Origin of the sequence: Legionella bozemanae, assembly GCF_900450575.1 — a bacterium.
In the GTDB taxonomy this organism is placed as follows: Bacteria; Pseudomonadota; Gammaproteobacteria; order Legionellales; family Legionellaceae; genus Legionella; species Legionella bozemanae.
The window spans coordinates 2,145,076-2,171,046 of record NZ_UGGY01000001.1; the positions used below are offsets into that span (position 1 = coordinate 2,145,076).

Below are 25,971 nucleotides of genomic sequence, written 5' to 3' on the forward strand. Positions count from 1 at the left end.
CATAGAAATTTAACGTGCGGTACCTGAAACCATACCAACCCGTGGTCTAAAGACATAAATCGTTATGGGATCACTCGTTTCAATTACATTTCCATCCGCATCGACAATTTGCACGGCCAAAGTATGCGATCCCCTATACATACCTTTTATTTCAAACATTGGAGTTGTTTGCGGTTCCCCAAGCACGCCATTATCATAAATCAATTGTAACTTATCTACCGAGCGCAAATCAGGTTCTACTTCTGCAGTCACCATAACAAAACCTTGATTATTACGAATCGTTGCCCCGGTTTGGGGTTCGGCAATTGCTATTTTAGTGTAGGAATGCTTGAACTTTATCGCATCATCTTGATTTATTTGTTCAGGTTTTTGTGTTGGAGTTTGCGGAGTCGAAGGAGTTGGTGATGAAAAACTTTGTGTCTCGGGAATTATCACAGTTTTCGCTCTCTGGCGCGGAGTATCACTGAAATGAACATTTCCTTGACTATCAGTCCACTTGTAAATTTGCGTCGCATAGGATGCAACGCAAATTACCATTATCAATGGTAGAGAGACAAAAAATTTACTCATCACCATTATTCCTATAGGCTGTAATACAACTCAAACTCATAAGGATGGGTCAAGCTTCTAATCTTACTTATTTCTTCTTCCTTCATGCTAATGTAATTATTAATGAAATCCTGTGTAAATACATCGCCTTGTAATAAGAAATCATGATCCATTTTCAGATTTTCCATAGCTTGCTCCAAAGAAGCACATACTGTAGGTACATCTACAAGTTCTTCTGGTGGTAAATCATAGAGATCTTTATCCATAGCTTGACCTGGATGAATTTTCTTTTGGATACCATCCAGCCCTGCCATCATCATAGCAGCAAATGCCAGATAGGGATTCGCAGTAGGATCAGGGAAACGAACTTCGATACGACGCGCCTTAGGATTATTCACATGAGGAATACGAATTGCAGCAGAGCGGTTTCTTGCAGAATAAGCTAATAGAACCGGAGCTTCAAAACCAGGAACTAAACGTTTATAACTGTTGGTTGATGGGTTAGTAAACGCGTTTAAAGCACGTGCATGCTTAATTATTCCACCTATATAATAAAGTGCCATTTCGGAAAGACCGCCATATTGATCGCCAGAAAACAGGTTCACACCGTCTTTGGCTAATGATTGATGGCAATGCATACCGCTTCCATTATCCCCAACTAAAGGTTTGGGCATAAAAGTAGCTGTTTTACCGTAATTATGCGCAACATTATGAACTACATATTTTAAAACCTGTAATTCATCTGCCTTCTTGGTCAATGTATTAAATCGAGTAGCAATTTCACATTGGTTTGCTGTAGCTACTTCATGATGATGTGCTTCAACAACAGTTCCTAATGATTCAAGGATCAAGCTCATTGCAGAACGCATATCATGAGAAGAGTCTACTGGAGGAACGGGGAAATAACCACCTTTTATCGCTGGGCGATGTCCAATATTACCCCCTTCTAACTCTTTTCCTGAATACCACTGTGCCTCTTCTGAATCAATTTTATAGAAAGCACCGCCAATGGTTGTTTCCCATTGCACGCTATCAAAGACAAAAAACTCAGGCTCGGGGCCAAAATACGCTGTATCTGCAATACCAGTAGATTGCAAGTAAGCTTCAGCGCGTAACGCCAATGATCGGGGACAACGTTCATATCCCATCATGGTTTTTGGATCTACTACATTACATCGAATAAATAGAGTGTTGTCTTGAAAGAACGGGTCAAGTTTCATGGTTTCCAAGTCAGGCATCAAAGCCAAATCAGATTGGTGAATTTTTTGCCAACCCTTAAAAGAAGATCCATCAATCATTTTTCCATTTTCAATAAAATCATTATCCACTGATGAAATTGGAATGGTTATATGTTGCTCTTTACCACGTATGTCCGTAAACCGCAGGTCAACTAATTTGGCGTCAAGTTCCTTAATCGCCTCAAGTACTGTATTTTTGCTCATTATTGCTCTCCAGGATAGTCTGGTTGTATAGTGTACCTTAAGTGACTTATTAAACCCAATAGATTAAACTCTATGTTTTAACATAAACCATAAAAAATATGGGTGCATACCAATATCAGGCGCTGCAAAAAAATGGCAATGCGACCAAAGGGGTACTGGAAGCTGATTCTGAGCGTCATGCTCGCCAACTTTTGCGTGATCAGGGATTAATTCCGACTCAAGTTCGTGTATTGACCCAACAACGTACAGGAAGTCATGCCAAAAGCAAAATTTCTGCAGCAGATCTTGCCCTGTTTACACGTCAATTAGCCACATTGCTTGCTGCCGGGATTCCAGTTGAAGAATCATTACGTGGAGTGAGTGAGCAAACAGAAAAAGACAAAGTCAGAGAGCTCATTATAGGTGTGCGTGCAAAAGTACTTGAAGGTTATGGATTAGCACAGGCCATGGCTCAATTCCCATCCGCATTTCCTGAGTTATATCGTGCTACTGTTGGTTCAGGGGAACAAACTGGCCGCCTTGATGTGGTTTTAGAAAAACTCGCGGATTATACTGAAAACCAGCAGCAAACAAGACAAAAAGTTCAGCAAGCGCTGATTTATCCGCTTATTATGATTATTGTTTCAATCGCAATTATTAGTTTTTTGCTGAGTTTTGTTGTTCCCAAAATTATTGAAGTATTTACCAGCGGGGGACAAACCCTGCCCGAAATGACTCTATTATTAATTAATATAAGTCACTTCGTTAAAGATTATGGCCTTTATACCTTAATCGCACTTATCCTAATAATTTTTGCCTTTAAGAAAAGTTTAAACAATGAAAAGATTAAAACTGCTTGGCATCGTCTGTTATTAAGGCTTCCTATAATTTCGTATTTGGTAAAAACAGTTAATGTTTCGCGTTATATACATACTTTTGGTATACTTTTCGCAGCAGGAGTAAGTGTTCTAGAAACAATGCGTGTTGCAGCAAGTCTAGTAACCAATGTCGTTATGCGGCAAGCTTTTGATACTGCTACAATAAAAGTTAGGGAAGGATGTGGTATTAATGAGGCTTTAAAAGAAACGGGTTATATTAGTCCGATGGCAATTCATTTAATTGGTAGCGGTGAAAAAAGTGGCCAATTGTCAAACATGATGGAACGCGCCGCCGCTCACCTGGATAATGAAGTCAAACGGCTAATTGATACATCATTAACTTTATTGGAACCTATGGTGATCTTGTTGATGGGTGCAATCGTTTTGTTTATTGTCTTAGCTACTTTATTACCTATTTTTTCAATGGAGCAGTTAATTACTTAAAAGGCCAAACGCGTAGCAGGTGATCGCTTCATGTTATCCAATCTAGTTTAAGTCGGAGTAAAAATGAATAGACAAAAAGGATTCTCATTAATTGAAATCATGGTAGTAGTCGTTATATTAGGCATTCTCGCCTCTATTGTTGTACCTAAAATTATGGGGCGTCCTGATGAGGCACGAAAAGTTAAAGCCAAACAAGATGTGCTTGCCATACAAAACGCATTGGATTTATATAAACTAGACAATGGTAATTATCCCACTACAGATCAAGGCTTGATGGCTCTCGTTGAGAAACCTACATCAAATCCGGTACCCGACAATTGGAAACAATATCTTAAGTCACTTCCCACGGATCCATGGGGCAGAGATTACCTTTATTTAAATCCTGGTCAACACGGTGATGTTGATGTATTCACCTACGGTGCTGAAGGACAACCCGGAGGTACAGGTATTAATGCCGAAATTGGTAACTGGGATGAGAAAAAATAATAGGCTTCTTCAGAAACTCGCTACAGAGAGAGAAGCACGAGGAGACATGGAGCACAGAACTGCTTCATACATGCAATATAAAGACTCAAGCACCGAATCGACACAGCAATTCTCCTCTGTAGCTAAAGTTCCCAAGAGGTCTAATCAAGGTTTTACCCTGATTGAAATCTTGATTGTTTTGGTGATTATAGGCATAACCTTTGGTTTTGCCTTACTTGCCTTTGGTGATTTTGGTGAAAGTCGGCGTATTTTATTTTCTGCTGAACAATTAGTTAATACGCTTCGTCTCGCCCAACAGCAAGCTATTTTGGGAACCAATACTCTGGGACTGCGTATTGATAACAATGGATATCAAGTGTTTCAACTGTACAACAACGCTCAATGGAAACCTATTTCCGATAAAGGAGTGTTTAAAATGACTTATTTCCCCCAAGATACACGTATTATTTTGAAAACAAGTAATTCAACTCCAGCGGGAGTCCCTCCTGTTATTATTTTTGCCTCTGGAGATATGACCCCATTTACTTTGAGTTTTGGTAGCAAGCAAGATAACAATTTAGCCTTGCTCATCGGCAAACGCAATGGAGAACTCCAATTTAACGTGGTAAACACTAAATAAATGTGAGGAGACATGAAGCGCAAAACCGCAATGCACATGCCAGTGTGTGAGGATTCAAACTCTGAAGTAGAGTTTCAAAAGAGATCTGATGAGTCGGGATTCACTCTAATCGAGGTTCTATTAGCGCTTTCCATAATAGCAATCGCATTAACTGCTTTGCTAAAAGCGATATCACAAAATGTAGAAACTACCCGACGTATAAAAGAAAAAACAATAAGTCATTGGATTGCCATGCAAGGTGTAGCGATGATTCAGCTCAATTTACTCCAGATTAATCAAAGTCAGGAAACAACCCAAGATACAACCATGTTGAATGAGCACTGGTACTGGAGAGCGAAAGTAAGTACCACGCCACTTAAAAATATCCAAAAAATAGTTATTTCAGTCAGTCCAGAAAAAATAGGGCCTTTTAGAGAGGAACTGCAAGCCTTCAGGTATACTCCATGAAAAAAAATGTAACACCTGAAAAACTTAATGGCTTTACTTTGATTGAAATTCTAATTGCACTTGCCGTATTTGCTATTCTAGCAACAATTACTAGCTCCGTATTATATAATGCATTTACAACACGCACACGAGTTAATGAGCAAAGTGAACGTCTCAACGAATTGCAACTTGCTCTAAGTCTCATACAACAAGATACACGTCAAACTGTAGAGCGCCCTATTCGTAGTAATGAGATGCGCTTATTACCCGCTTTTATAGGACAAACAAATTATGTGGAATTCACCCGGGATGGTAATATAAATCCTGGCAGTATTGAAAAACGCAGTACTCTAAAACGAGTTGCATACGTTTGCCAACAAGGTACTTTAATTCGTAGAACCTGGAATAGTCTCGACATAATCAATCAAAAAAACTATGAAGATAAGCTCTTGCTGAATCGCCTTACTAACTGTCATTTTGGTTATTTAAATCAAAATTTACAAATACTTCCTGAATGGAGAGAACAGGCTATAACCTTAAACCAGCGTAAAGAACCATTCCCCAAAGCCATACAATTTAATATGACTTTGCAGGATCAAGGGGAAATAAATTTACTTTTTATTCTGCCAGGTGCGCTTTATGTTTCTAATTAAAACCATAAAAGGAAGCGCTTTACTTACTGCACTTTTTATTATGACTTTGGTTGCAATTGTAGCCACAGCCATGAGTACCAAAGTGCAATTAGATATATACCGTACAAAACTTATACTCACTCACGATAAGATTTATCTTGCCTCACAGGCAGTTACTTTTTGGGCACTTAGTGAGCTAAACAATACAAAAAATAAATTTGCCAAGGCCGATACCCAAGGAATTGTAAGCATGTTTCCTCATGACATGGAAAATATTTACAGCACCGTTACCTTAAGAGGCGCACTTTATGATCTGCAAGCTCAATACAATGTTAATAACTTGGAAAATAAAAAAGCCATGTTAGGATTTATAAATCTTATGGGGGTAGCCTTACCACAAGTTCCTGAAGCAGAAAGAGTTAAGCTCACTCTTGCAATTAATGATTGGCTCTCTCCTTATGATCTGGCGCGTGGTAAAGACAATTACCTATCTTATTATATGAGCCAAAAACCGCCTTATTATCCGAGCCATCAACTGATGAGCAGCAAATCTGAGTTGCGTCTGGTCAAAGACGTGACTGCGTCTCTTTATTTAGCATTAGAGCCTTTAATTACAACCTTACCAGAGTCTACACCAATTAATATCAATACAGCACCAATAAAAGTCCTCAAGTCACTAAGCAGTTCAATGAAAGAGGCTCAGCTCAATGAATTAATCAAGGAAAGAAAAGAAAATGGAATTAAAGACCTAAATAAAGTTTCTGAAATACTCAAAAAGCTGAATATAGCTAATGACCAAATAACTATAGAGAGTACTTACTTTCTCAGTGTCGCATATGTCACCAGCGAGAATCTTAATTTAATTGTGTACACAGTGTTTAAACGAAGTCGTGATAAAAATCAAAAAATCTCAGTCAATCTTATAAGGCAAAGCTTCAATATTTTCTAATCTGAAAGAATACTGTTATTCATTGTTTTCTGATTGAACATCAGTCTTTTGCAGTATTTCTTTTGATAACTCATCACCTGCTTTAATATCCGCATCTGAGAGTTTATTTTTTAACATTTTAAGTTCTCTGATTGCTTCATCGTTTTGATTCTGAGCTGCAATCTTAAACAATGCATATGCCTTAATCCAATCTTTCTCTACTCCAAGTCCTGCAAGATACATATAACCTAACTTCGCTTGCCCTGCTGGATTTCCTTGTAAAGCAGACTTAGTAAACCAATACACAGCTTGTTCATAATCTTTTCCAATACCCGTTCCTGTAAGTAGTAGCTGGCCTAATTCAGCTTGTGCCTCAGGTAATCCGCTTTGCGCTGCGGCTTGATACCAATAAGCTGCCTTTTGTGGGTTTGCTTCGACTCCATATCCCTTAAGGTAATAATAAGCCAAATAAGCTTGTGCTTTGACATGACCTTGATTCGCTGCTTGAGAAAACCAGTAAAATGCTAATTTGTCATCTTGAGCAATACCCTCTTGTTGCCCTGTATATAATAGACCTAAGCTATACTCTGCTCGAACATCACCCTGATCTGCCGCTTTTTGATACCAATAGAAGGCTTTATTGACATCTTTTTTAGTTCCTTCTCCCATAATATACGCATAAGCGACGTTTACTTGTGCCTTGCTGTATCCTTTTTTTGCAGATTTTTCGAACCATTCAAATGCAGTTTTTTTGTTCGCTTTAACACCGTCACCGGACGCATACATTAAACCAATATTTCTTTCTGCAATTGCATTACCCTGTTTTGCTGATTTCATATACCATTTAAAAGCCTCAGGGAAATTTTGCTTAACCCCTTGCCCTAAATCATACATAAACCCCAGGCTTAGTTGTGCTAAGGCATTATTTTTATCTGCTGCTTTTTGATACCAACTCATTGCTTCGGTATAATTTTTATTTACTCCTTCTCCATATTGAAACATACGACCAAGCAAATACATCGCATCAACATTTCCATCTCTCGCTGATTTCGTTAGATAAGGATAAGCAGTGGTATAATCTCCATTTTCATATGCAGCGAAACCAACAATCTCATCACCTGCAAAAGCAGTATTCACTACCAGCAATGCTGCTAAAATCACCCTGCGCATGCCGACTCCAATTCGATCCTCTTACCTAAAGCGTAGAATAAAGAATCAACAAAGCAAGTGCACCGTCTTGATTAAGAACATGATATTCTTTGCAATATTCAGTATAAAAAACGATATCAAGTGATTCTTACGCTATCTGTTAATCGGAATACTTGCTGGATGTATTACGTTTTTACCGATTTTCTTGACTAGTACTTTATCAATCGACGACGTGAATCGATATAAACACTCAGTGAATTATCCCCCTACTTTTTTCCTGTCTTATTGGGTATTTGTATTTTGGCCTTAGTTCTAGATTGTGTTATTTGGCACTTTAAACTTATATGATTTGGTCTAACAACAGATCCCTGCTGAGCAGAGATCTGCTTTTTCTTTATTTCCCAGCAACCATCATTTTTCCGATTAATACTGAGCCACAGCGTGTTGCAATATTTGGATTAATATCATTACCCACTGCAAGAATGTTTTTAAACATATCTTTTAAATTTCCCGCAATTGTAATCTCATCAACAGGATATTGGATCACACCATCTTCAACCCAATAACCACTGGCACCTCGCGAATAATCACCGGTTACAATATTTACTCCTTGACCCATTAATTCTGTAACTAATAATCCCTTGCCCATAGTTTTTAATAAACTAGTAAGATCACCTGCTGTAGGATCAATTGTTAAATTATGAACTCCATCAGCATTAGCAGTTGTTTTTAATCCCATCCTCCGTGCAGAATAACTACCCAGTACATATTGTTTCACATAACCCTTTTCAACAAGAAGATTTGGACGAGTTGGAACCCCCTCACTATCAAATGGTGAACTTCCCAAGGCACCTAACAAATGAGGCTGTTCATAAATGCGAATAAACTCCGGAAAAACTTGTTGACCTATAGAATCCAACAAAAAAGTATTTTTTCTATAAAGATTTGAACCGCTAATTGCACTAATAAAAGTTGAAAATAAGCCACTAGAAATTCGTGATGAAAAAATAACCGGTGTTGCTTGTGTAGCAATTTGTTGTGCACCTAAACGACTTATAGCACGATCAACAACATTTTTAGCAATTATATGGAGATCTACCAAATCCTGTGGGTTACGAACTGTTGTATAATCGTAATCCCGTTGCATTTCCTCACCATCCTTCGCAATCAAAGAACAACTTAAGCCATGGCGTGTACTGTGAATAAATCCAGATCCCCCATGTGTATTAGCAAATCCATGGTGCGATTCATATGTAGATACATTTACTCCATCTGAGTTAGTAATTCGTTTATCCAGTGATAATGCATAATTCTCACATTTCAAAGCCATCTCTATCGCTTGCTGAGGACTTACCTCCCATGAATGAAATAAATCAAGATCGGGATGATTTGTAGACATTAACTCTTTATCAGCCAAGCCGAAGCATGGATCTTCTGCACTTACTCTTGCTATATCACAGGCAGCTTTAACCATAGCTTCCAAAGCAGCAGGCGAGGTGTCAGTACTGCTTGCACCGCCTTTACGTTGGCCAATATAAACAGTCAAACCAACACCTTTATCTTCACTAAATGCAACCGTTTCAACTTCGCCCATGCGCACATCAACCGAAAACCCCTTATCGTTATTCACTGCCACCATGGCATCGGTCGCACCTTCTTTTTTTGCAAGTTCAAGCACCTCATTCATAAGACGAGTTAAATCTGTTGTTGACTTATGTACTTCACTATTGTTATGTTGCGTTTTAATTTGCATAAGAGATTCCGTGGTATTGAATGATGTACATAAGGATACAATAACATGTCTTCACAAACCAATGATTATCCTGCAAACAAATCATATTTGTTCCGATTATTATGTGTGCTTTGTCTTATATTCGTCTCTCATTATTCCTATGCTGAGGGATATTGGCGAAAATTGAGCCCTGGTATTGAGTATCAAGATCTTGCTGGAGGAATACTTTCACCCTGGGCACATATTTATGTATTTCGTATTGACCTCAATAAAAATAAACTCGCCTTGGTTAATGCAAAAAAATTATCGCTAAAAAATGCCTCTGCGGATCAATTTGCTGAGCACAGTAAAGCACTTTTAAGTATTAATGGAGGTTTTTTTGATCATGAATTTAACCCTCTTGGGCTTAGAATTAATAATAAAAAATTGATTAATCCTTTAAAACGAATTAGCTGGTGGGGAATTTTTTATATAAAAAATAATCAAGCATATATTTCCAGCTTAAAACATTTTAATCACGATAGTGATATTGATTTCGCCATTCAAAGTGGGCCTCGGCTGTTAATTAAACGAAAAATTCCATCTCTTAAGCCAGGGATTGCCGACCGTTCTGCCCTAGGAATCACTGAAGACGGAAAAATAATTATTCTCGTTTCAACTAATGCAGCAATGACGACCAACAAGCTTGCTCAGTTACTCAGATCGCCTCCTCTATCCTGTGTTGATGCAATCAATCTGGACGGAGGCAGCTCAAGTCAACTGTATGCACATATTGGTTCGTTCCTATTAAATGTCCATGGATTTTCTAATGTCAGTGATGCCGTTATCGTGAAAAAAAGAGTAACTCAGTAAAAGGACTACCAAGCCCAAGCTGAACCTTCTCATAAAACAATTGTGAATAAACCCACAACTTATCCACAAAATACTCCCATATTATTCTCTTGACCATCATGCAAAAACACATTATCTTGTTACTAATGACCCAATACGACCCAATATATTGGGTTTTCTGCTATAATCTAAGTAATAGTGAATAAATTTAACTCGACTGTTAATAACAATAAAAACTGCGTGGAGGAAAAATGTCCGCAATTCTTGATCCGGTAAATGATGTACCGCAAACCAGTCAACTGGAATTGACCGCTAATGCCCCTGGTTTATTAAAAACCATTAAGCGCAATGGTAAAGTAGTAAATTATGATGATACGAAAATTAAAGTCGCAATTACTAAAGCATTCATTGCTGATGAGGGCGGTACAGCCTCCACTTCAGATCGTATTCATCAACAGATTGAAGAACTTACCCGTCAAATAACTCAAGTGTTTAAACGCCGTTTACCTAGTGGCGGTGCAGTTCATATTGAAGACATTCAGGATCAAGTAGAGTTAGCGCTTATGCGCAGTGGTCACTACAAGGTTGCTCGTGCTTATGTATTGTATCGAGAAGAACACCGCAAAGCCCGCGAAAATGAACTAAAACAACAAGCCGGTGATAATAAAATCCTGTTAATTACTATGCCTGATGGCGAGTTAAAACCATTAGATACCGAACGCATGAACACGATTGTTCATGAAGCATGCCGTAATTTGGATCATGTTCAAGCAGAACCTGTTATTAAAGATGCGATGCGTAATCTTTACAATCAAGCGAAATTTGAAGACGTACATAAAGCACTAATTATGGCTGCACGTACATTGGTTGAAAAAGAACCGAACTATACTTACGTCAGTGCTCGTTTGTTGTTAGATAGTTTACGTAGGGAAGCATTGAATAAATTAGAAATTCAAGAAGATGCAACCTTTGATGAAATGAGCCAACTCTATCCTGCTTACTTCAAAGTATATGTCGCTCATGGCATCAAACAGGGAATATTGGATGTCAAAATGGCCGATTTTGATTTGGAAAAACTTGGCAAAGCACTATTACCTGAACGTGATATGAAGTTTAGCTATTTGAGCTTACAAACCTTATATGATCGTTACTTCATTCATGAGCATGGTGCACGATATGAGCTGCCACAGGCATTTTTCATGCGTGTTGCCATGGGTCTAGCCTTACGCGAAAAAGATAAAGATGAAAAAGCCATTGAGTTTTATCAATTGCTGTCTTCATTTGATTATATGTCATCAACACCTACTCTGTTTAATTCAGGTACTGTTAGGCCTCAATTATCCAGTTGCTATTTAACCACTGTCCCAGATCATTTGGATGGTATTTACAGTGCGATTAAAGATAACGCACTGCTCTCAAAATACGCTGGAGGTTTAGGTAACGACTGGACTCCAGTGCGTGCTATGGGTTCACACATTAAAGGTACCAATGGAAAGTCACAAGGTGTAGTGCCCTTTTTGAATGTTGCTGACGCCACCGCAGTTGCAGTAAACCAGGGAGGTAAACGTAAAGGGGCTGTGTGTGCTTACCTGGAATGTTGGCATAAAGACGTCGAAGAATTCCTCGAGTTAAGAAAAAATACTGGCGATGATCGACGCCGTACACACGATATGAATACTGCATTATGGATACCTGATTTATTTATGGTTCGTGTACGTGAAAATGGGGATTGGACTTTATTCTCACCTGATGAAGTGCCTGATTTACATGATCAATATGGCAAAGCATTTGCAACGCTCTATCGTGAGTACGAAGAAAAAGCACGACAAGGCCTCATCAGAAACACCAAAACACTCTCTGCGGTCAAACTGTGGCGTAAAATGTTATCTATGCTTTTTGAAACTGGCCACCCTTGGATGACATTTAAAGATCCATGTAATTTGCGTTCACCACAACAACATGCTGGTGTAGTTCATAGCTCTAACTTGTGTACTGAAATTACACTTAACACTTCAGAAGAGGAAATTGCTGTATGTAATCTGGGTAGTGTTAATCTTCCTGCACACATCAAAAAAGGCAAACTGGATACTGAAAAATTAAAACGTACTATTAGAACTGCAATTCGTATGTTGGATAACGTGATTGATATTAACTATTATTCCGTACCTCAAGCGCGTAACTCGAACTTGAAACACAGACCTATTGGTCTAGGCCTCATGGGCTTCCAGGATGCATTATATGAGTTAAAAATTGATTATGCTTCTCAAGAAGCAGTTGAATTTGCTGACTCATCCATGGAATTAATCAGCTATTATGCAATTGAAGCTTCTTGTGATTTGGCTAAAGAACGAGGCAGTTATTCCAGCTATGAAGGTTCTTTGTGGAGTAAAGGCATACTGCCAATTGATTCAATTAATCTGTTACAGCAAGCACGTGATAAATACCTGGAACAAGATCGTTCACAACGCTTGGACTGGGAAAGCTTACGTATCAAAGTCCGTACACAAGGAATGCGTAACTCCAATGTGATGGCAATAGCACCTACCGCGACTATTTCTAACATTTGTGGTGTCGCACAATCTATTGAACCTACGTACCAAAACTTGTATGTCAAATCCAATTTGTCAGGCGAATTTACTGTGATTAATCCCTATTTGGTAGCTGATTTGAAAACATTGAATCTTTGGGATGAAGTAATGGTCAATGATTTGAAATACTTTAATGGTAGCGTTCAACCTATCAGCCGCATTCCTGCTGAATTGAAAAAACGTTATGCAACTTCTTTTGAAATTGACCCAATTTGGTTGGTGGATGCAGCTTCTCGTCGTCAAAAATGGATCGATCAAGCACAATCACTTAATATCTATATGGCTCAGCCATCGGGTAAAAAATTGGATCAACTCTACATGCATGCATGGACACGTGGATTAAAAACCACTTATTACTTACGCAGTTTAGGCGCATCCAATGCTGAAAAATCTACGGTGACTGATGGGGCGCTCAATGCAGTTAAAATAATAGCTGAGGAGCCTAAGGTATGTTCCATACTCGATCCAGACTGCGAAGCGTGCCAATAATCAGGAGAATTTAAATGTCAGAAATCATACAACAACACGATATAATTCATCCTGGTGCAACAGGATATGAGCCTCTTGAAATGGGGGCTGCGCGCATTCACGTTGATGATAAACGCATCATTAACTGCCGTGCTGACTTAAACCAACTGGTTCCCTTTAAATATAAGTGGGCTTGGGACAAGTATTTAACCGCTTGTGCAAACCATTGGATGCCCAATGAAATCAATATGAGTGCTGACGTAGCACTCTGGAAAGATCCTATGGGGCTTACAGAAGCCGAGCGTTTGATTATCAAACGTAATTTAGGATTTTTCTCAACGGCAGATTCATTGGTTGCCAATAATCTAGTACTTGCTGTTTATCGGCATATTACGAATCCTGAATGCAGACAATACTTGTTACGTCAGGCGTTTGAAGAAGCATTGCATACTCATGCTTATCAATACGTCATTGAGAGTTTGGGGCTTGATGAAGCAGAAGTCTTTAATATGTATCGTGAAATCCCGTCTGTAGCAACTAAAGCTGCCTGGGCATTACCTTTTACTCAAAGCCTAGGGGATGAGACATTCCATACAGGTACTGTAGAAAATGATCAGCGTTTATTGCGTGATTTAATTGCCTTCTATGTTATCTTTGAAGGAATCTTTTTCTATGTTGGGTTTACGCAAATTCTCTCTATGGGACGTCGAAATAAAATGGTAGGAACTTCCGAGCAATTCCAATACATTTTACGTGATGAATCCATGCATATGAACTTTGGTATTGATGTCATCAACCAAATTAAAATTGAGAATCCGCATTTGTGGACACCTGAATTTAAAGAAGAAATGATTCAACTCATCCGCCAAGGCGTAGAACTGGAGTATCAATATGCTAAAGATACTATGCCGCAAGGTATTTTGGGAATGAACGCAGAAATGTTTGAAGAGTACCTGCACTTCATAGCTAACCGTCGTTTAAACCAAATCGGCTTGCCAGAGCAGTATCCTGGTGCTGAAAATCCATTCCCGTGGATGAGTGAAATGATGGATTTGAAAAAAGAGAAAAACTTCTTTGAAACTCGTGTCATTGAATATCAAGCTGGTGGCACTCTAAGCTGGGATGATGAATAACTCTCAATTACTACGCCCGCGGCTTGTCCCTGAGAGATCCACACAAAATTTAACTCCAACTCCCTACATACCGCGCTTTATGCGCGGTGTATCCAGAGGATGTTTATTGAGGCACAAAAGGTTCTGATTAGGAGGGACATTGTGCATAAAGCGCGGTACGTAGAATGTTGAGCATATTTCATTTAAAAACAAAAACTTACATTCAAGTTTCGCGTGGATCGCTCAAGGCTTGTCCGTGGGATCCAGTTTTATTGCAAACTCCCTAGATCCCGCGGACAAACTACAGAAAGTAGAAAGAAAAGATAATGAAAAACTAATGCCCCCTGGTTATCCTTAGCCGGTTATTAATCAATTCACTTATCTAAATTATCTTCTTTTTAAATTCATCAATTGTCTTTTTGCTATATTTTCAAACAATCGCATTTCCCAAAAAATATAAATTTTTCAACAAGTAAAAATAAAGATGACATTTTTCTTCCCTATAGTAGAATCTTAAAGCAGTCGAAATTCAGTTTCGACCATTGATATTAATAAATAAAAAATTTATTAATCTGGTACAACACACAGGAGGTGACGTATGACCAAGAAGAAACAGGAAGATGATACCAATTATACTTTTTTACTTAGATGTATGACAGCACTAACTGCTGCTGCAGTAGTCACTGCAGGAGTTATTGCCGCGGTAACGCTAAACTCTGCAGCTGCAGCAGCCACGGCTGCGGTAGCTACGAAAACCCTGCTTGCATCGGCTCTTATTTTTACACCGATACTTCCAATTGCACTCGTTGCTATCGGACTTGTTTTTGTAGTACCTTTTTTATTTGCTTGTAACAATAATACATATACTACTGTAAGAACTACCGCTACTCCTGGTTACAGCAGTTATGGTTTTTACTCTCCCGTTTATACCGCTGATCCTTATTATCATGGACACTATGATACTGGCAGTACAGTATACGTAAATAATGATCACTCACATGGACATCCTAGCTCCCACGGAACAGTACATACTCATGATAACAGTCATATGCATGAACATGGCGGCAGTCATCGACATGGCCACTTTTAATTAAACCACTTCCCCCATTTTTGGGGGAAAAATATCCAGAGATCTTTGATTATACATCCTTATTTTTTATATCAATTCATATCAATGTGATTAAAAACCCTTTCTATATAAATGTGCTATATTTATCAAGTATCTTTAACTTTGAACGAAGATAAAGACTTTATGGAAAAATGAACAAGGAGGATGCACAAATGACAAAAACACTACTCACAGCTGCTTTACTCCTAACAGTCACTACTGCAGCTTTAGCTGATAACGTTATCGTAACAGAAACCAAGTCTTGGAAAAGCGTCCCTATCACTGTAGATACAAGTGCTCATACTTATACTACCGTTGAAGGACCAGTACCTACCGGTGACTTTTATTATACCTATCCTGGCTACCGTTGTTTAAAAGAGAAAAGAGATATTGCTGGCGTCGATGCACTGATATTCCACGCCGGTGTTGGCGGCGGTAGCGAAATCTATTGTTATCCAGAGTAAACTCAAAGATCATGCTGAATAATATTATAACCTGGGTTCCGATTCACAGCCCCCCAGGTTATAAATACCACTCCAATGTACCCAAGATCGTTTTTAATCTAGTTTGACTGAGTCAATTGCATTAATTTCTGTTTCGCAATTTCTCTTGCTTGTTTCCCCGTTAAATAGTCAGGTGTGGCATCATCTTCAATATATTGAGCAAACAAAACAGTACGTGGACCCTTCTCTATCCAGCCTACAAACCATCCAAGTTGCTTGTCCATATTACGCGAACCATCTGCTTTGAATGGATTACCTGATCCTGTTTTTCCATACAGTTTCCAATCCCCTGGCAAGTTTTCAACAAATAGAAGATCATGAGTCATTTGCATGGAAAAATGGCTCACAGGCAGTTTGTTTTGAGTCAGTTTCGATAAAAACTCGACCTGTTCTTGCGGTGAAATCTGCAATGAACCCGAAAGCCAGGCACGAGCTAATCCGTTATTCATACCCTTATCACCGGAAACATCCTGATTTCCATAATTAAGAACCTGAATATAATGCTTAAATTGCTCCATTCCTAATTTTTGGGTAATCAGCTGACTGTACCAAACGCAACTGTGTTGTATCCAGGTGGTTGGATTATGGGGCTGTTTCCAAACGTCTAACCAATCATTATATCCCTCTTTGAAAGACCATTCAGGATGAGTTTTATCAGTGAGTATCCCCTTATCAAACCCCATCAAACTGATTGCAATTTTAAAAGTGGAACAAGGCGAATGACGCTCGGTACATTTCCCTTCTTGTTTTAACATCGCACCGTTCTCTTTAGCAATAAAACAATTATTATTTGCCCAAGCAATAGTATTTGCTGAAAGCGCAGTAATTAAAAAAACAACCCATTTTTTCATTTTATAAAACCATCCCATTGACTTGACTATCCCAAAGCATTTTGAAATAACTTTGTTCATTATTTACTAGCTCATTAAACGTACCCTCTTCAATAATCATCCCACCTTCCATTACTACAATTCGATCCATATGCCGGATGGTTGACAGTCGATGAGCAATAGCAATAACCGTAGCATTGTTTTGCTCCAACATGGCATTAATCGATTGTTGTATTTCTTGCTCAGAAAGCGTATCCAGACTTGAGGTTGCCTCATCAAGAATAACAATCGCTGCATTTTTTAAAAATGCTCGTGCAATGGCAATGCGTTGACGCTGACCTCCTGAAAGTTTCACACCACGCTCACCAACCAGTGTATTATACTTTTCAGGCAATGATTCAATAAACTCATCTATATTCGCCATCGCCGCTGCACGTTTAATTTCCTCCAGTGTTGCATTTTCTTTTGCATAACCAATATTCTCCCCAATAGAGCGATGGAAAAGCATAATGTCTTGGGGAATAAGGGCTATTTGCTGGCGTAAAGAATCCGAAGTAATCTCTAAAATGGGCTTATCGTCAATTAAAATTTGTCCTGCAGTTGGCCTGAAATTTTTTAACAGTAAGGAAACTAATGTCGATTTACCTGCGCCCGAATGCCCAACCAAACCAATTTTCTCACCAGGTTTAATAAGCAGATTAAGATTTTTAAATACAGCAGTACCTGCACTATAAGAAAAAGAGAGCTGCTGGAATTCAATCTTGCCCTTGGTAATCTGATATTCTTGTGCATTGGGTTTATCTACCTCTTCATGAGGCATCGATAAAATACTGAACGATGATTTGAAATCCCCCATTTCTTTTAAAAAAGTACAAAGACTACTCATAAGCGTCCATAAATCAAAAGAAATAGTAATGGCAGTCAGCATCACAAACAGGAAATCCCCTGTAGAAATCTTTCCGTGGGTACGCAGATAAATCATAAATATAAAAACGGCAATCAACATAAACCAGTAAAGTACCGAGCCGATCATATTAAATTTAAAGTCATACCGATAAAGCGCAATTTGACGAGGCACAAAATCATCAGACATTAGCTGATTCACACGACGATGTTCAGCACGTCGTTTAGCAAAATAAAACAGAGAAAAAATATTGGTAATATTATCCGAAAAACTGCCTATGACTTGATGTTTGCTCTCTGCCATATTATTAGAAAGTTGATTCAGTTTGACTGCCATCGGTAACATAATTGCCACAACAAGCACACACCAGGCAAGCATGAAACAAAACACACTGAAATTGACAATCAACAAAACAAAAACAGAAACAACAACCACACAAAAATGTTTTCCTACAATATGATGGATATTAGCAAAAACACTATCATAACCATCTAAAAGGCCTTTTAACTTACTAATCACCGTCCCACTTGGCGTATTTTGAAAATAGTTATAGGAATGATGTTGTACATAGTCGTAAGCAGAGGACAGTAATCTTTGTCGCGCATACGGTTCAGCCTTCCACTCTGCAAAATCACTAATTCGCCAAACAACATCCAACACTATTTGTGCGGTGATAAATAAGGCAATAGGAAACACTAGCTGGTGATATGAAGCAATTGTTTCACTGGAAAACACATCAACCAGTAGTTTAAAAGAATAATTATTGGCAAAAATATAAAATGCAGTGAACACTGGTGCCTGAAGCATTAAGACATACCACCAACGATAAGGCTTAATGACCTGCCACAAAAAATTCCACGCTGAATGAAATGGATATTTTAAATCTGACGCGCTCATCACACTGCTCAAAATAAAAGGTCAACGAAGTATACCACAATGAAGCTGCAAAATGTTTATAATTAGCTCATTTTTCATAAGAATTGAAAAATGAAAACCTTGTATTTACCGCCATGGAAGTTGTTATTTTCCCATGATAACGGTAGACTTACGACGTCAATCAAAGTCCCGGTGGCACAGCTGGATAGCGCAGCCCCCTCCTAAGGGGCAGGTCGGAGGTTCAAATCCTCTCCGGGACGCCAGTGAATTTTCAATTTTCTAAAATATAAAGTACAGTAAATAGGGTCTTTCCCAATTACGGGGGCACTCACCAGTTAACAACACAGCACCCTAACACGGGTTCTATAATTTTCAAAGTTACGAAAGCCATAAGCTCTTCTTTGTATCAACTTCATCTTTCTATGAAACCCTTCTGTAATGCCATTAGACTTCCTAAAACGCCACATACGTACTATCTCTTCTTTCCATTGGCCGAATGTTTTTCCGAGAGCTGCCAAAGCTTTAAATGGACTACTTTTCAGGTCATCAAGCATATTTAAAAACTGCGGAATCATTTTTTTACACCAATCTTTATTCATGGACCTGTGTAGGAGTAAAGAATGAACTTGTTGCTGGAACTGATATATAGCGTTTATAGCTGGATTGTCTTCAAGAAATGCATCACGCTTAATCCTTCTTTGAGGAGTCAATCTATCAGGTCGTGTACGCAGTAAAGCTAATATACCCCGATTACTTTTTACTTCGCTCGATAGCTCGCGGTAAGTCATCATACATTGATGTTGAAGCAAGCGAATGACATGAAATCGATCTGCTACTATTTTTGCATTAGGAAAATGTTTTTTAACAATGGAGCGGTACGTACTACTTAAATCCATACAGACTACTTTGACTCGTTCTTTTCCGACCAAGGAAGCCAGGTAACTGGAAAGGTCTGTTTCACTTCGCCCTTTAACAATATCAAAAATTTTATGCTTTTTGAGGTCACAGAGCGTTGTTGCAAATCCCTGTTTTCGGCTAAAGAAATGTTCATCAATACCAAGCACCACTGGGCATGGTGTATTCATGAGTTCTCTTGCTTGCTCCTGATAATGGCGATGATACCAACGCTCAATGGTGGCTTTTCCTTTATTAAATTGCTGGGCAAGGTCTTTTTGAGAAATACCACGAGTATGATCATGAAACACAGCGGCTTGTAAACGCCATGTCGAACGCTGATGTTTATTAATACCCGGGAATTGTTGATTACCGTATCGTTTGCACATATTGCAATAGAGTTTATACGCTTTAAAACGCAATAAAGTGCGACGATTACCAATTAACTCATGAGCTACCGTGCGTATATATGAGGACTTCTTACGAACCATTTTACTATGGCAATGCGCACAACGAGGTAACCGATGATAAGAAATGTCCAATATAAGTGGTTGATAACCACTCACTTTTTCTATGGTAAAACCAGGTAAATTTAAGATAAGATTATGCTTGGGCACTTTAATCTCCAATTTGATCGCGAAATCAATTAGTTAGTCTAGACTAACTTGATTAAAGTGCCCCTTATTTGGGGTAGAGCCAAATACCCAATAATCAAAAAACACTTGCTTTTCCAAAATAATCAAGATGAGGAACAACAATGGCAGCATCTTCTACTAATGTGATTCAAGCAATTCTGCAAGCTCAGTATACCGATAAGATCGAGCAGGCACTTGCTTGCTTACGCCAAGCGCAACCACCGCTTGATACACCAGAAAATATTACCCTACTGACTCAACAGGCGCCATATGCCGATAAAATCGCCCAAGCGCTTTGGCGCTTAAGCAAAACGCAGCCGCGGCTTGATACGCAAGAAAACTTTATCCTTCTAATTCAACAGGCTCAATATGCCGACAAGCTCGCCGAAGGAGTTGAATGCTTATGCTGGGAGCCACGGCTTGATACGCAAGCTAACTTTATCATCTTAATCCAACAGGCTCAGTACGCCGATAAGATCTCGCGGGCGCTTTTGTACTTAAGCCAAGCGATGCCACGGCTTGATATGCAAGAAAACTTTATCCTACTCAGCCAGCATGCTCCATATGCCGATAAGCTCGCGCCAGTACTTTTGAAATTATGTCAAGCAGTACCACGGCTTGATACACAAGAGAACTTCAATACGTTAGTTCAATATCGGGAGTTTCTACAAGAAATTTTGAATGCCGACATCGTGAATCAACAAGCGTTTGATGAAGTCATACAAAATATTAATACGCTTACCCAAAGTCAAAAAGTAGCTTTTTCCTGTGGCAGTCATTCAAGATTGGGTGCAAACAGTTCTTTGAGACTCTTCTTTAACGAGTCACTTTCAGATCCCCAAAATCTTGCTCCGATGATATTTGAATTTTTACCTAAAGCACATTAAGGATAATCTTTGACTCTTCATGATGTCGCATTGGAATAAACAACTAAGGCAAGGAAGCAATATATTGAATTCACTGCCCAGAAAAATCGCTACCTTTCAGGATAAAAATGATTTCTTTTATTCTAACTTAACTACTTTAGCCATTCGTATTAATTTATTGATCTTAATTTCCAGGGAACTACATTCTGTAACAAGTAAACTAAGCATTAAAGATAATAGATTTTCATCCTTTTGAGGCATTAAATCAGGAGCAGCAACTAAATTGCGCGTATGCTTCAAGTAAGAGAGATTTTCTTTTAACTGTATCATAGCGTTACTTAAAAAAATAAAGTGTTCCCTATCCTTTTCATTGAGTATCACTCCCTTATAAAGAATCAAAGCAATTATTGAGGCATAGTAACGGAAAATATGCCGGAAAGATTGTAAAATATCAGCCGCAACTTGGGTAAATCCAGAGTCTTTGCCGATTTCAACCCGTGTCTCACTAATTAGTGTTTGAAAATGAGGGATAAGCGCTAAGATGTTGGATTCGCACTGAGTTAACCGTTCAGGCAAGTCTGTTGTTGAATCATCTATGTTTGCAAGGTATATAGATAAAGTGGCATATTCGGCTAGAAATTCTTGCATTTCTAAAATGAGCATTTTTGTGGCTCGGCTTGGGAAGAAAAATCGCAGGGTAAAGAAGCCTATTAATATACCAATAATCACATTGGTAGGGCGTATAAACACATACGAAAAGTTATTATAATTAATGAGGCAAATAGCCAGGGTTACACAACCCAAGATTCCAATATAACTTTTTTTGGTTCCTAAAAATAAATAGGTATATAAAAAAATCCCTACCACAAATCCAATAAGATTCATAAGATAATTATTATGGAAAAGAAAAATAATAATAAGGCTATATAATGCACTACTAATCGTCGCAAACGCTCGCATGGAACAACGAGTCAAGGAAGCGCCAATAGTATGTTGTTCAAACAAAATAATGAATAAAGAAATATAGACCCAAGTTGGCTCAACAAGAGTAAAATATGTTGTAATGATAAAACTAATGATCGTACCAATGGCCATACGTGCAGCCATTATTGTTTTTTGGCGTGTCATTTCTATAGGGAAATTATACCTGGATAATGACATAACACGTCGCTCCAATGGGCAGAGGATAATGTTTGGGGTCATAATCAGTGATTTTAATCTGTACAGGAAAACGCTGAGGCAAAAGTATCCAATTATTCGTATCATTGGTTACAGTTTGTAGCTGAGTCTTGGGGTTGGTAATTTGTCGATTAGCAGCCCAAGCACCAGATACCACTGTTCCGTGGTATAATTTTGTGCCAAAGTACATTCGAGGAATAATGTAGACTTTATTGCCGGTCTTTACCATACGTAAATCCAGCTCAGTAAAATTGGCTTGAATATAAAGACTCTCAGTATCAACAAAAGAAAATATAGGTTTATTAATTTCTATGGGTGTTCCCAAAGATAAAAACATATTTTGAATACGGCCGTTACTTTGGGCATAAACAGTAGTTTGTTCTAAATTAACTTTGGCATAACGCATTTTATAAATCAACGCTTTGATTTTGTGTTGTAGGCTCTGAATATTTTTTTCAACCACGCTAATTTGCTGTTTTTGCATGTCCACTTTGGCTAAACTGCCAAGATCTTCATATTGTAAATCTTTGACATTAATTTCAGAAATTGCTCCTGATTTTAAAACCGCTTTATTACGAAAAAAATTTAAGTGAATTCTCTTGTATTCTTGAGTGTATTGTATGAGTAATTGTTTCTCTTTTTGAAGCTGGTATTGTAAGCTTTGAAGATCCGCTTTTGCAGTACGCACCTCCTCAACTAGCCTATTATAAGTGAGCTGATAAGGTTCTTGGAAAACAGTAAATAAAGGCTGTCCCTTACGAACAGATTGTTCATTTTTAACGTATAAATCAGTAACATACCCACTGACGATAGCGGCTACCGGGCGAACATTGGCAACGACAAACGCATTATTAGTAAATGGAATTAAAAAAGAGAAAAAGTAATATAAAATTGCGAACAAGACCAAGAAAAGCAAAACTGTATAAGGTTTTAACTTTCGAAGCTTTTGTGTTACCATTTTTCAATATTAGTCATGTTATTCTTATGGATCCCTTTAATTGCGCAGCCTGGCAACGCTAATTATTTTAGTCATGACAATTGTGCTAGTAGCATGTATGCCAAGCGCAAAAAATTCACGACTCACGCCAATTTATATTCCTAAATATCTGCAAGACTCAAGCAATGATGCATTAAATAGACTTCCTTATCAAGCTTGGTGGCAAGATTTTAAAGACCCCCTTCTCAATCAGCTTGTAGAGCAAGCACTTCTTTACAATAATAATGTTACCGTAGCAAAGCAATCAATTCGTGTTGCACAGGCTGAGCTGCAAACGATTCGCTTAAATTGGCTTCCAGGCTTGAATCTTTTAATGGGGTTCGCCCAAGATCCTGCTTTAGGAAATCCTGGGGTGTTTTATGGCGCTCTTCCCAGCTATTACCAAAATTTCGTTGCGCTTTATTTTCAGCAAAAAAAAGCAGAATTTATCTTGGAGCGTTCCAAAGCATATTACCTTGGTGTTCGTTTGACTGTTATTGGAGAAGTAATAAGTAGTTATTTTTCTCTCCTCGCATGGAATCACCAATTAGCTCTACTAAAGCAAATTGAACAAGATAATAAAAAACTTATAGCCGCGTTAGAAATAGCAAAAAAACAGGGATTAGCAAATAATCTACAATTGTTAACCTTAACTAGCCAATTACAAAGCATTCTAGGGCAGCAAAAGCAAGTACAAAACAATATCATCGCAAGCGAAAATGCACTACGTTATTTAATTAATCAGCCCCCAGGACAAATAAAATCCAATAAATCATTTATTAACATACCAAGTAAAGCCATACCACTAAATAAAATTAATACTCAAGTTATTCTCCGCCGCCCGGATGTCATGGTTGCTGTAACGTCTCTTCTTGCGGCATGTAGTGGAATCAATATTGCAGAAGCACAATTATTCCCAGCCGTAACCCTAGATTATTTTTGGGGACGGGCGAGTTTAAATGGCACTTTTAATAGTCCAACACATTCAGCATCTTATGGCGATATGTATGCAACATTTAACTTATCACCCTCTTTATTTGGCCAAATTATCACTAGTAAAGCTATTTTTAATAGGAGTTTGGCAGAATATAATAATGTCATCCAAAATGCATTGCGTCTGATTGCAAATAGTATTGCTGCCAATCAGAAGTTTATGGCGAAATACCATGAAGATTTTCTCTCTTTAGCCTCATTAAAGAAAAGATATCAATTGCAACAGGAACTTTATCGCAAAGGCCTTATTAGCCATAATGATTTGTTATATAGTAGGATAGATATCAACCAACAAGACTATAGATTAACCATCAGCAAATTAGAACAGTTACTAAGTGTTATCCGTCTTTATGAAGAATTAGCAGCAGGCATACTTTATCAAGAAAGACTCTATAGTAAGTAAAAACTCAAATTATCCTGGCGTCCTCTTGGTTATGAGCAACTGAATCTTTTACACATCTTGTAATCCATACAAAAAAGGAATGCCGATTAGCAGAATCGGCTGCTTATAGCCCACATACATGAAGATTTATATCTTTTGATGAATATATCGTTCTTCGGATAGTCCGATTTATACAGATATTTCGGCTCTACCCCAAATAAGGGGGCACTTTAATCAAGTTAGTCTAGACTAACTAATTGATTTCGCGATCAAATTGGAGATTAAAGTGCCCAAGCATAATCTTATCTTAAATTTACCTGGTTTTACCATAGAAAAAGTGAGTGGTTATCAACCACTTATATTGGACATTTCTTATCATCGGTTACCTCGTTGTGCGCATTGCCATAGTAAAATGGTTCGTAAGAAGTCCTCATATATACGCACGGTAGCTCATGAGTTAATTGGTAATCGTCGCACTTTATTGCGTTTTAAAGCGTATAAACTCTATTGCAATATGTGCAAACGATACGGTAATCAACAATTCCCGGGTATTAATAAACATCAGCGTTCGACATGGCGTTTACAAGCCGCTGTGTTTCATGATCATACTCGTGGTATTTCTCAAAAAGACCTTGCCCAGCAATTTAATAAAGGAAAAGCCACCATTGAGCGTTGGTATCATCGCCATTATCAGGAGCAAGCAAGAGAACTCATGAATACACCATGCCCAGTGGTGCTTGGTATTGATGAACATTTCTTTAGCCGAAAACAGGGATTTGCAACAACGCTCTGTGACCTCAAAAAGCATAAAATTTTTGATATTGTTAAAGGGCGAAGTGAAACAGACCTTTCCAGTTACCTGGCTTCCTTGGTCGGAAAAGAACGAGTCAAAGTAGTCTGTATGGATTTAAGTAGTACGTACCGCTCCATTGTTAAAAAACATTTTCCTAATGCAAAAATAGTAGCAGATCGATTTCATGTCATTCGCTTGCTTCAACATCAATGTATGATGACTTACCGCGAGCTATCGAGCGAAGTAAAAAGTAATCGGGGTATATTAGCTTTACTGCGTACACGACCTGATAGATTGACTCCTCAAAGAAGGATTAAGCGTGATGCATTTCTTGAAGACAATCCAGCTATAAACGCTATATATCAGTTCCAGCAACAAGTTCATTCTTTACTCCTACACAAGTCCATGAATAAAGATTGGTGTAAAAAAATGATTCCGCAGTTTTTAAATATGCTTGATGACCTGAAAAGTAGTCCATTTAAAGCTTTGGCAGCTCTCGGAAAAACATTCTGCCAATGGAAAGAAGAGATAGTACGTATGTGGCGTTTTAGGAAGTCTAATGGCATTACAGAAGGGTTTCATAGAAAGATGAAGTTGATACAAAGAAGAGCTTATGGCTTTCGTAACTTTGAAAATTATAGAACCCGTGTTAGGGTGCTGTGTTGTTAACTGGTGAGTGCCCCCGTAATTGGGAAAGACCCGATATTTCCTAATATTAGACTCTAACTTCTGCTTACAATTTTGTCCTAGCCCCTTCTAAGGGAACAAT

The 25,971-nt window shown here is 38.3% G+C and carries 23 protein-coding genes and 1 tRNA gene; 15 read left to right on the top strand and 9 right to left on the bottom strand.

The window, feature by feature from the left end; all coding sequences use genetic code 11:
• Positions 1–9: 9 nt before the first annotated feature.
• A complete protein-coding gene (locus tag DY223_RS09350) occupies positions 10–570 on the bottom strand; it encodes a DUF4124 domain-containing protein (protein ID WP_058459736.1) in 561 nt (186 codons plus the stop codon).
• 11 nt (positions 571–581) lie between these two features.
• The gene (gene glnA / locus DY223_RS09355; protein WP_058459735.1) at positions 582–1,991 is read right to left on the bottom strand and encodes a type I glutamate--ammonia ligase; all 1,410 of its coding nucleotides are present in this window, start codon (positions 1,989–1,991) and stop codon (positions 582–584) included.
• Between the two features lie 98 nt (positions 1,992–2,089).
• Between glnA and lspF the strand changes: the two genes are divergently transcribed.
• The 6 genes from lspF (at position 2,090) to gspK (ending at position 6,404) form a co-directional block, all read left to right on the top strand.
• Positions 2,090–3,292 carry a GspF family T2SS innner membrane protein variant LspF gene (lspF, locus tag DY223_RS09360; RefSeq protein WP_058459734.1) on the top strand — a complete coding sequence of 401 codons (1,203 nt, stop codon included), beginning with the start codon at positions 2,090–2,092 and terminating at the stop codon, positions 3,290–3,292.
• 63 nt (positions 3,293–3,355) lie between these two features.
• Entirely contained in the window at positions 3,356–3,778 is a 423-nt protein-coding gene (lspG, locus tag DY223_RS09365) for a GspG family T2SS major pseudopilin variant LspG (protein ID WP_058459733.1), read from the top strand.
• On the top strand, positions 3,765–4,397 hold the full coding sequence (gene gspH, locus DY223_RS09370) for a type II secretion system minor pseudopilin GspH (RefSeq protein WP_174223904.1): 633 nt from the start codon (positions 3,765–3,767) through the stop codon (positions 4,395–4,397). Before lspG ends, gspH begins: the two co-directional genes overlap by 14 nt.
• Before the next feature lie 36 nt (positions 4,398–4,433).
• Entirely contained in the window at positions 4,434–4,844 is a 411-nt protein-coding gene (gspI, locus tag DY223_RS09375; RefSeq protein WP_058459982.1) for a type II secretion system minor pseudopilin GspI, read from the top strand.
• Entirely contained in the window at positions 4,841–5,476 is a 636-nt protein-coding gene (gene lspJ, locus DY223_RS09380) for a GspJ family T2SS minor pseudopilin variant LspJ (protein WP_058459732.1), read from the top strand. Before gspI ends, lspJ begins: the two co-directional genes overlap by 4 nt.
• Positions 5,463–6,404 (top strand): type II secretion system minor pseudopilin GspK, encoded by a 942-nt coding sequence (gene gspK, locus DY223_RS09385; RefSeq protein ID WP_058459731.1) that lies wholly within the window; start codon positions 5,463–5,465, stop codon positions 6,402–6,404. Before lspJ ends, gspK begins: the two co-directional genes overlap by 14 nt.
• 15 nt (positions 6,405–6,419) lie before the next feature.
• On the opposite strand, the gene DY223_RS09390 is transcribed toward gspK, so the two are convergent.
• Together DY223_RS09390 and pmbA are read right to left on the bottom strand one after the other, a co-directional pair.
• Complete coding sequence (locus DY223_RS09390; RefSeq protein WP_058459730.1) at positions 6,420–7,553, bottom strand: tetratricopeptide repeat protein; 1,134 nt, start codon at positions 7,551–7,553, stop codon at positions 6,420–6,422.
• A gap of 373 nt (positions 7,554–7,926) precedes the next feature.
• The gene (gene pmbA / locus DY223_RS09395) at positions 7,927–9,285 is read right to left on the bottom strand and encodes a metalloprotease PmbA (protein WP_058459729.1); all 1,359 of its coding nucleotides are present in this window, start codon (positions 9,283–9,285) and stop codon (positions 7,927–7,929) included.
• 45 nt (positions 9,286–9,330) lie between these two features.
• Between pmbA and DY223_RS09400 the strand changes: the two genes are divergently transcribed.
• From DY223_RS09400 to DY223_RS09420, 5 genes are all read left to right on the top strand, one after another.
• Positions 9,331–10,116 carry a phosphodiester glycosidase family protein gene (locus DY223_RS09400; RefSeq protein ID WP_058459728.1) on the top strand — a complete coding sequence of 262 codons (786 nt, stop codon included), beginning with the start codon at positions 9,331–9,333 and terminating at the stop codon, positions 10,114–10,116.
• A 230-nt stretch (positions 10,117–10,346) separates the two neighbouring features.
• Positions 10,347–13,172: a ribonucleoside-diphosphate reductase subunit alpha gene (locus DY223_RS09405; protein ID WP_058459727.1), complete on the top strand. Its 2,826-nt coding sequence runs from the start codon at positions 10,347–10,349 to the stop codon at positions 13,170–13,172.
• A gap of 14 nt (positions 13,173–13,186) precedes the next feature.
• Complete coding sequence (locus DY223_RS09410) at positions 13,187–14,284, top strand: ribonucleotide-diphosphate reductase subunit beta (protein WP_058459726.1); 1,098 nt, start codon at positions 13,187–13,189, stop codon at positions 14,282–14,284.
• A 577-nt stretch (positions 14,285–14,861) separates the two neighbouring features.
• Positions 14,862–15,353 (top strand): urease accessory protein UreE, encoded by a 492-nt coding sequence (locus tag DY223_RS09415; protein WP_058459725.1) that lies wholly within the window; start codon positions 14,862–14,864, stop codon positions 15,351–15,353.
• A gap of 170 nt (positions 15,354–15,523) precedes the next feature.
• The gene (locus DY223_RS09420; RefSeq protein ID WP_058459724.1) at positions 15,524–15,835 is read left to right on the top strand and encodes a hypothetical protein; all 312 of its coding nucleotides are present in this window, start codon (positions 15,524–15,526) and stop codon (positions 15,833–15,835) included.
• A 98-nt stretch (positions 15,836–15,933) separates the two neighbouring features.
• On the opposite strand, the gene blaOXA is transcribed toward DY223_RS09420, so the two are convergent.
• The gene (gene blaOXA, locus DY223_RS09425) at positions 15,934–16,725 is read right to left on the bottom strand and encodes a class D beta-lactamase (RefSeq protein WP_058459981.1); all 792 of its coding nucleotides are present in this window, start codon (positions 16,723–16,725) and stop codon (positions 15,934–15,936) included.
• Between the two features lies 1 nt (position 16,726).
• A complete protein-coding gene (locus tag DY223_RS09430) occupies positions 16,727–18,457 on the bottom strand; it encodes an ABC transporter ATP-binding protein (RefSeq protein ID WP_235810530.1) in 1,731 nt (576 codons plus the stop codon).
• A 213-nt stretch (positions 18,458–18,670) separates the two neighbouring features.
• Between DY223_RS09430 and DY223_RS09435 the strand changes: the two genes are divergently transcribed.
• A tRNA-Arg gene (locus DY223_RS09435) sits at positions 18,671–18,747 on the top strand.
• Between the two features lie 72 nt (positions 18,748–18,819).
• On the opposite strand, the gene DY223_RS09440 is transcribed toward DY223_RS09435, so the two are convergent.
• Positions 18,820–19,995, bottom strand: a complete 1,176-nt coding sequence (locus DY223_RS09440) for an ISL3 family transposase (protein WP_115684307.1) — start codon at positions 19,993–19,995, stop codon at positions 18,820–18,822.
• Between the two features lie 140 nt (positions 19,996–20,135).
• Here DY223_RS09440 and DY223_RS09445 point away from each other — a divergent pair, with 140 nt between their 5' ends.
• Complete coding sequence (locus DY223_RS09445; RefSeq protein WP_058460018.1) at positions 20,136–20,900, top strand: hypothetical protein; 765 nt, start codon at positions 20,136–20,138, stop codon at positions 20,898–20,900.
• Positions 20,901–21,017: 117 nt separating this feature from the next.
• On the opposite strand, the gene DY223_RS09450 is transcribed toward DY223_RS09445, so the two are convergent.
• A complete protein-coding gene (locus DY223_RS09450; protein ID WP_174223905.1) occupies positions 21,018–22,040 on the bottom strand; it encodes an FUSC family protein in 1,023 nt (340 codons plus the stop codon).
• Positions 22,021–23,016 carry an HlyD family secretion protein gene (locus DY223_RS09455; protein ID WP_058460017.1) on the bottom strand — a complete coding sequence of 332 codons (996 nt, stop codon included), beginning with the start codon at positions 23,014–23,016 and terminating at the stop codon, positions 22,021–22,023. The genes DY223_RS09450 and DY223_RS09455 overlap by 20 nt, the downstream gene beginning before the upstream one ends.
• Positions 23,017–23,113: 97 nt before the next feature.
• On the opposite strand from DY223_RS09455, the gene DY223_RS09460 reads away from it, so the two are divergent.
• Both DY223_RS09460 and DY223_RS09465 read left to right on the top strand, forming a co-directional pair.
• Complete coding sequence (locus DY223_RS09460; RefSeq protein WP_058460019.1) at positions 23,114–24,430, top strand: TolC family protein; 1,317 nt, start codon at positions 23,114–23,116, stop codon at positions 24,428–24,430.
• Positions 24,431–24,695: 265 nt separating this feature from the next.
• The gene (locus DY223_RS09465; RefSeq protein ID WP_115684308.1) at positions 24,696–25,871 is read left to right on the top strand and encodes an ISL3 family transposase; all 1,176 of its coding nucleotides are present in this window, start codon (positions 24,696–24,698) and stop codon (positions 25,869–25,871) included.
• The last annotated feature ends 100 nt before the right edge of the window (positions 25,872–25,971 follow it).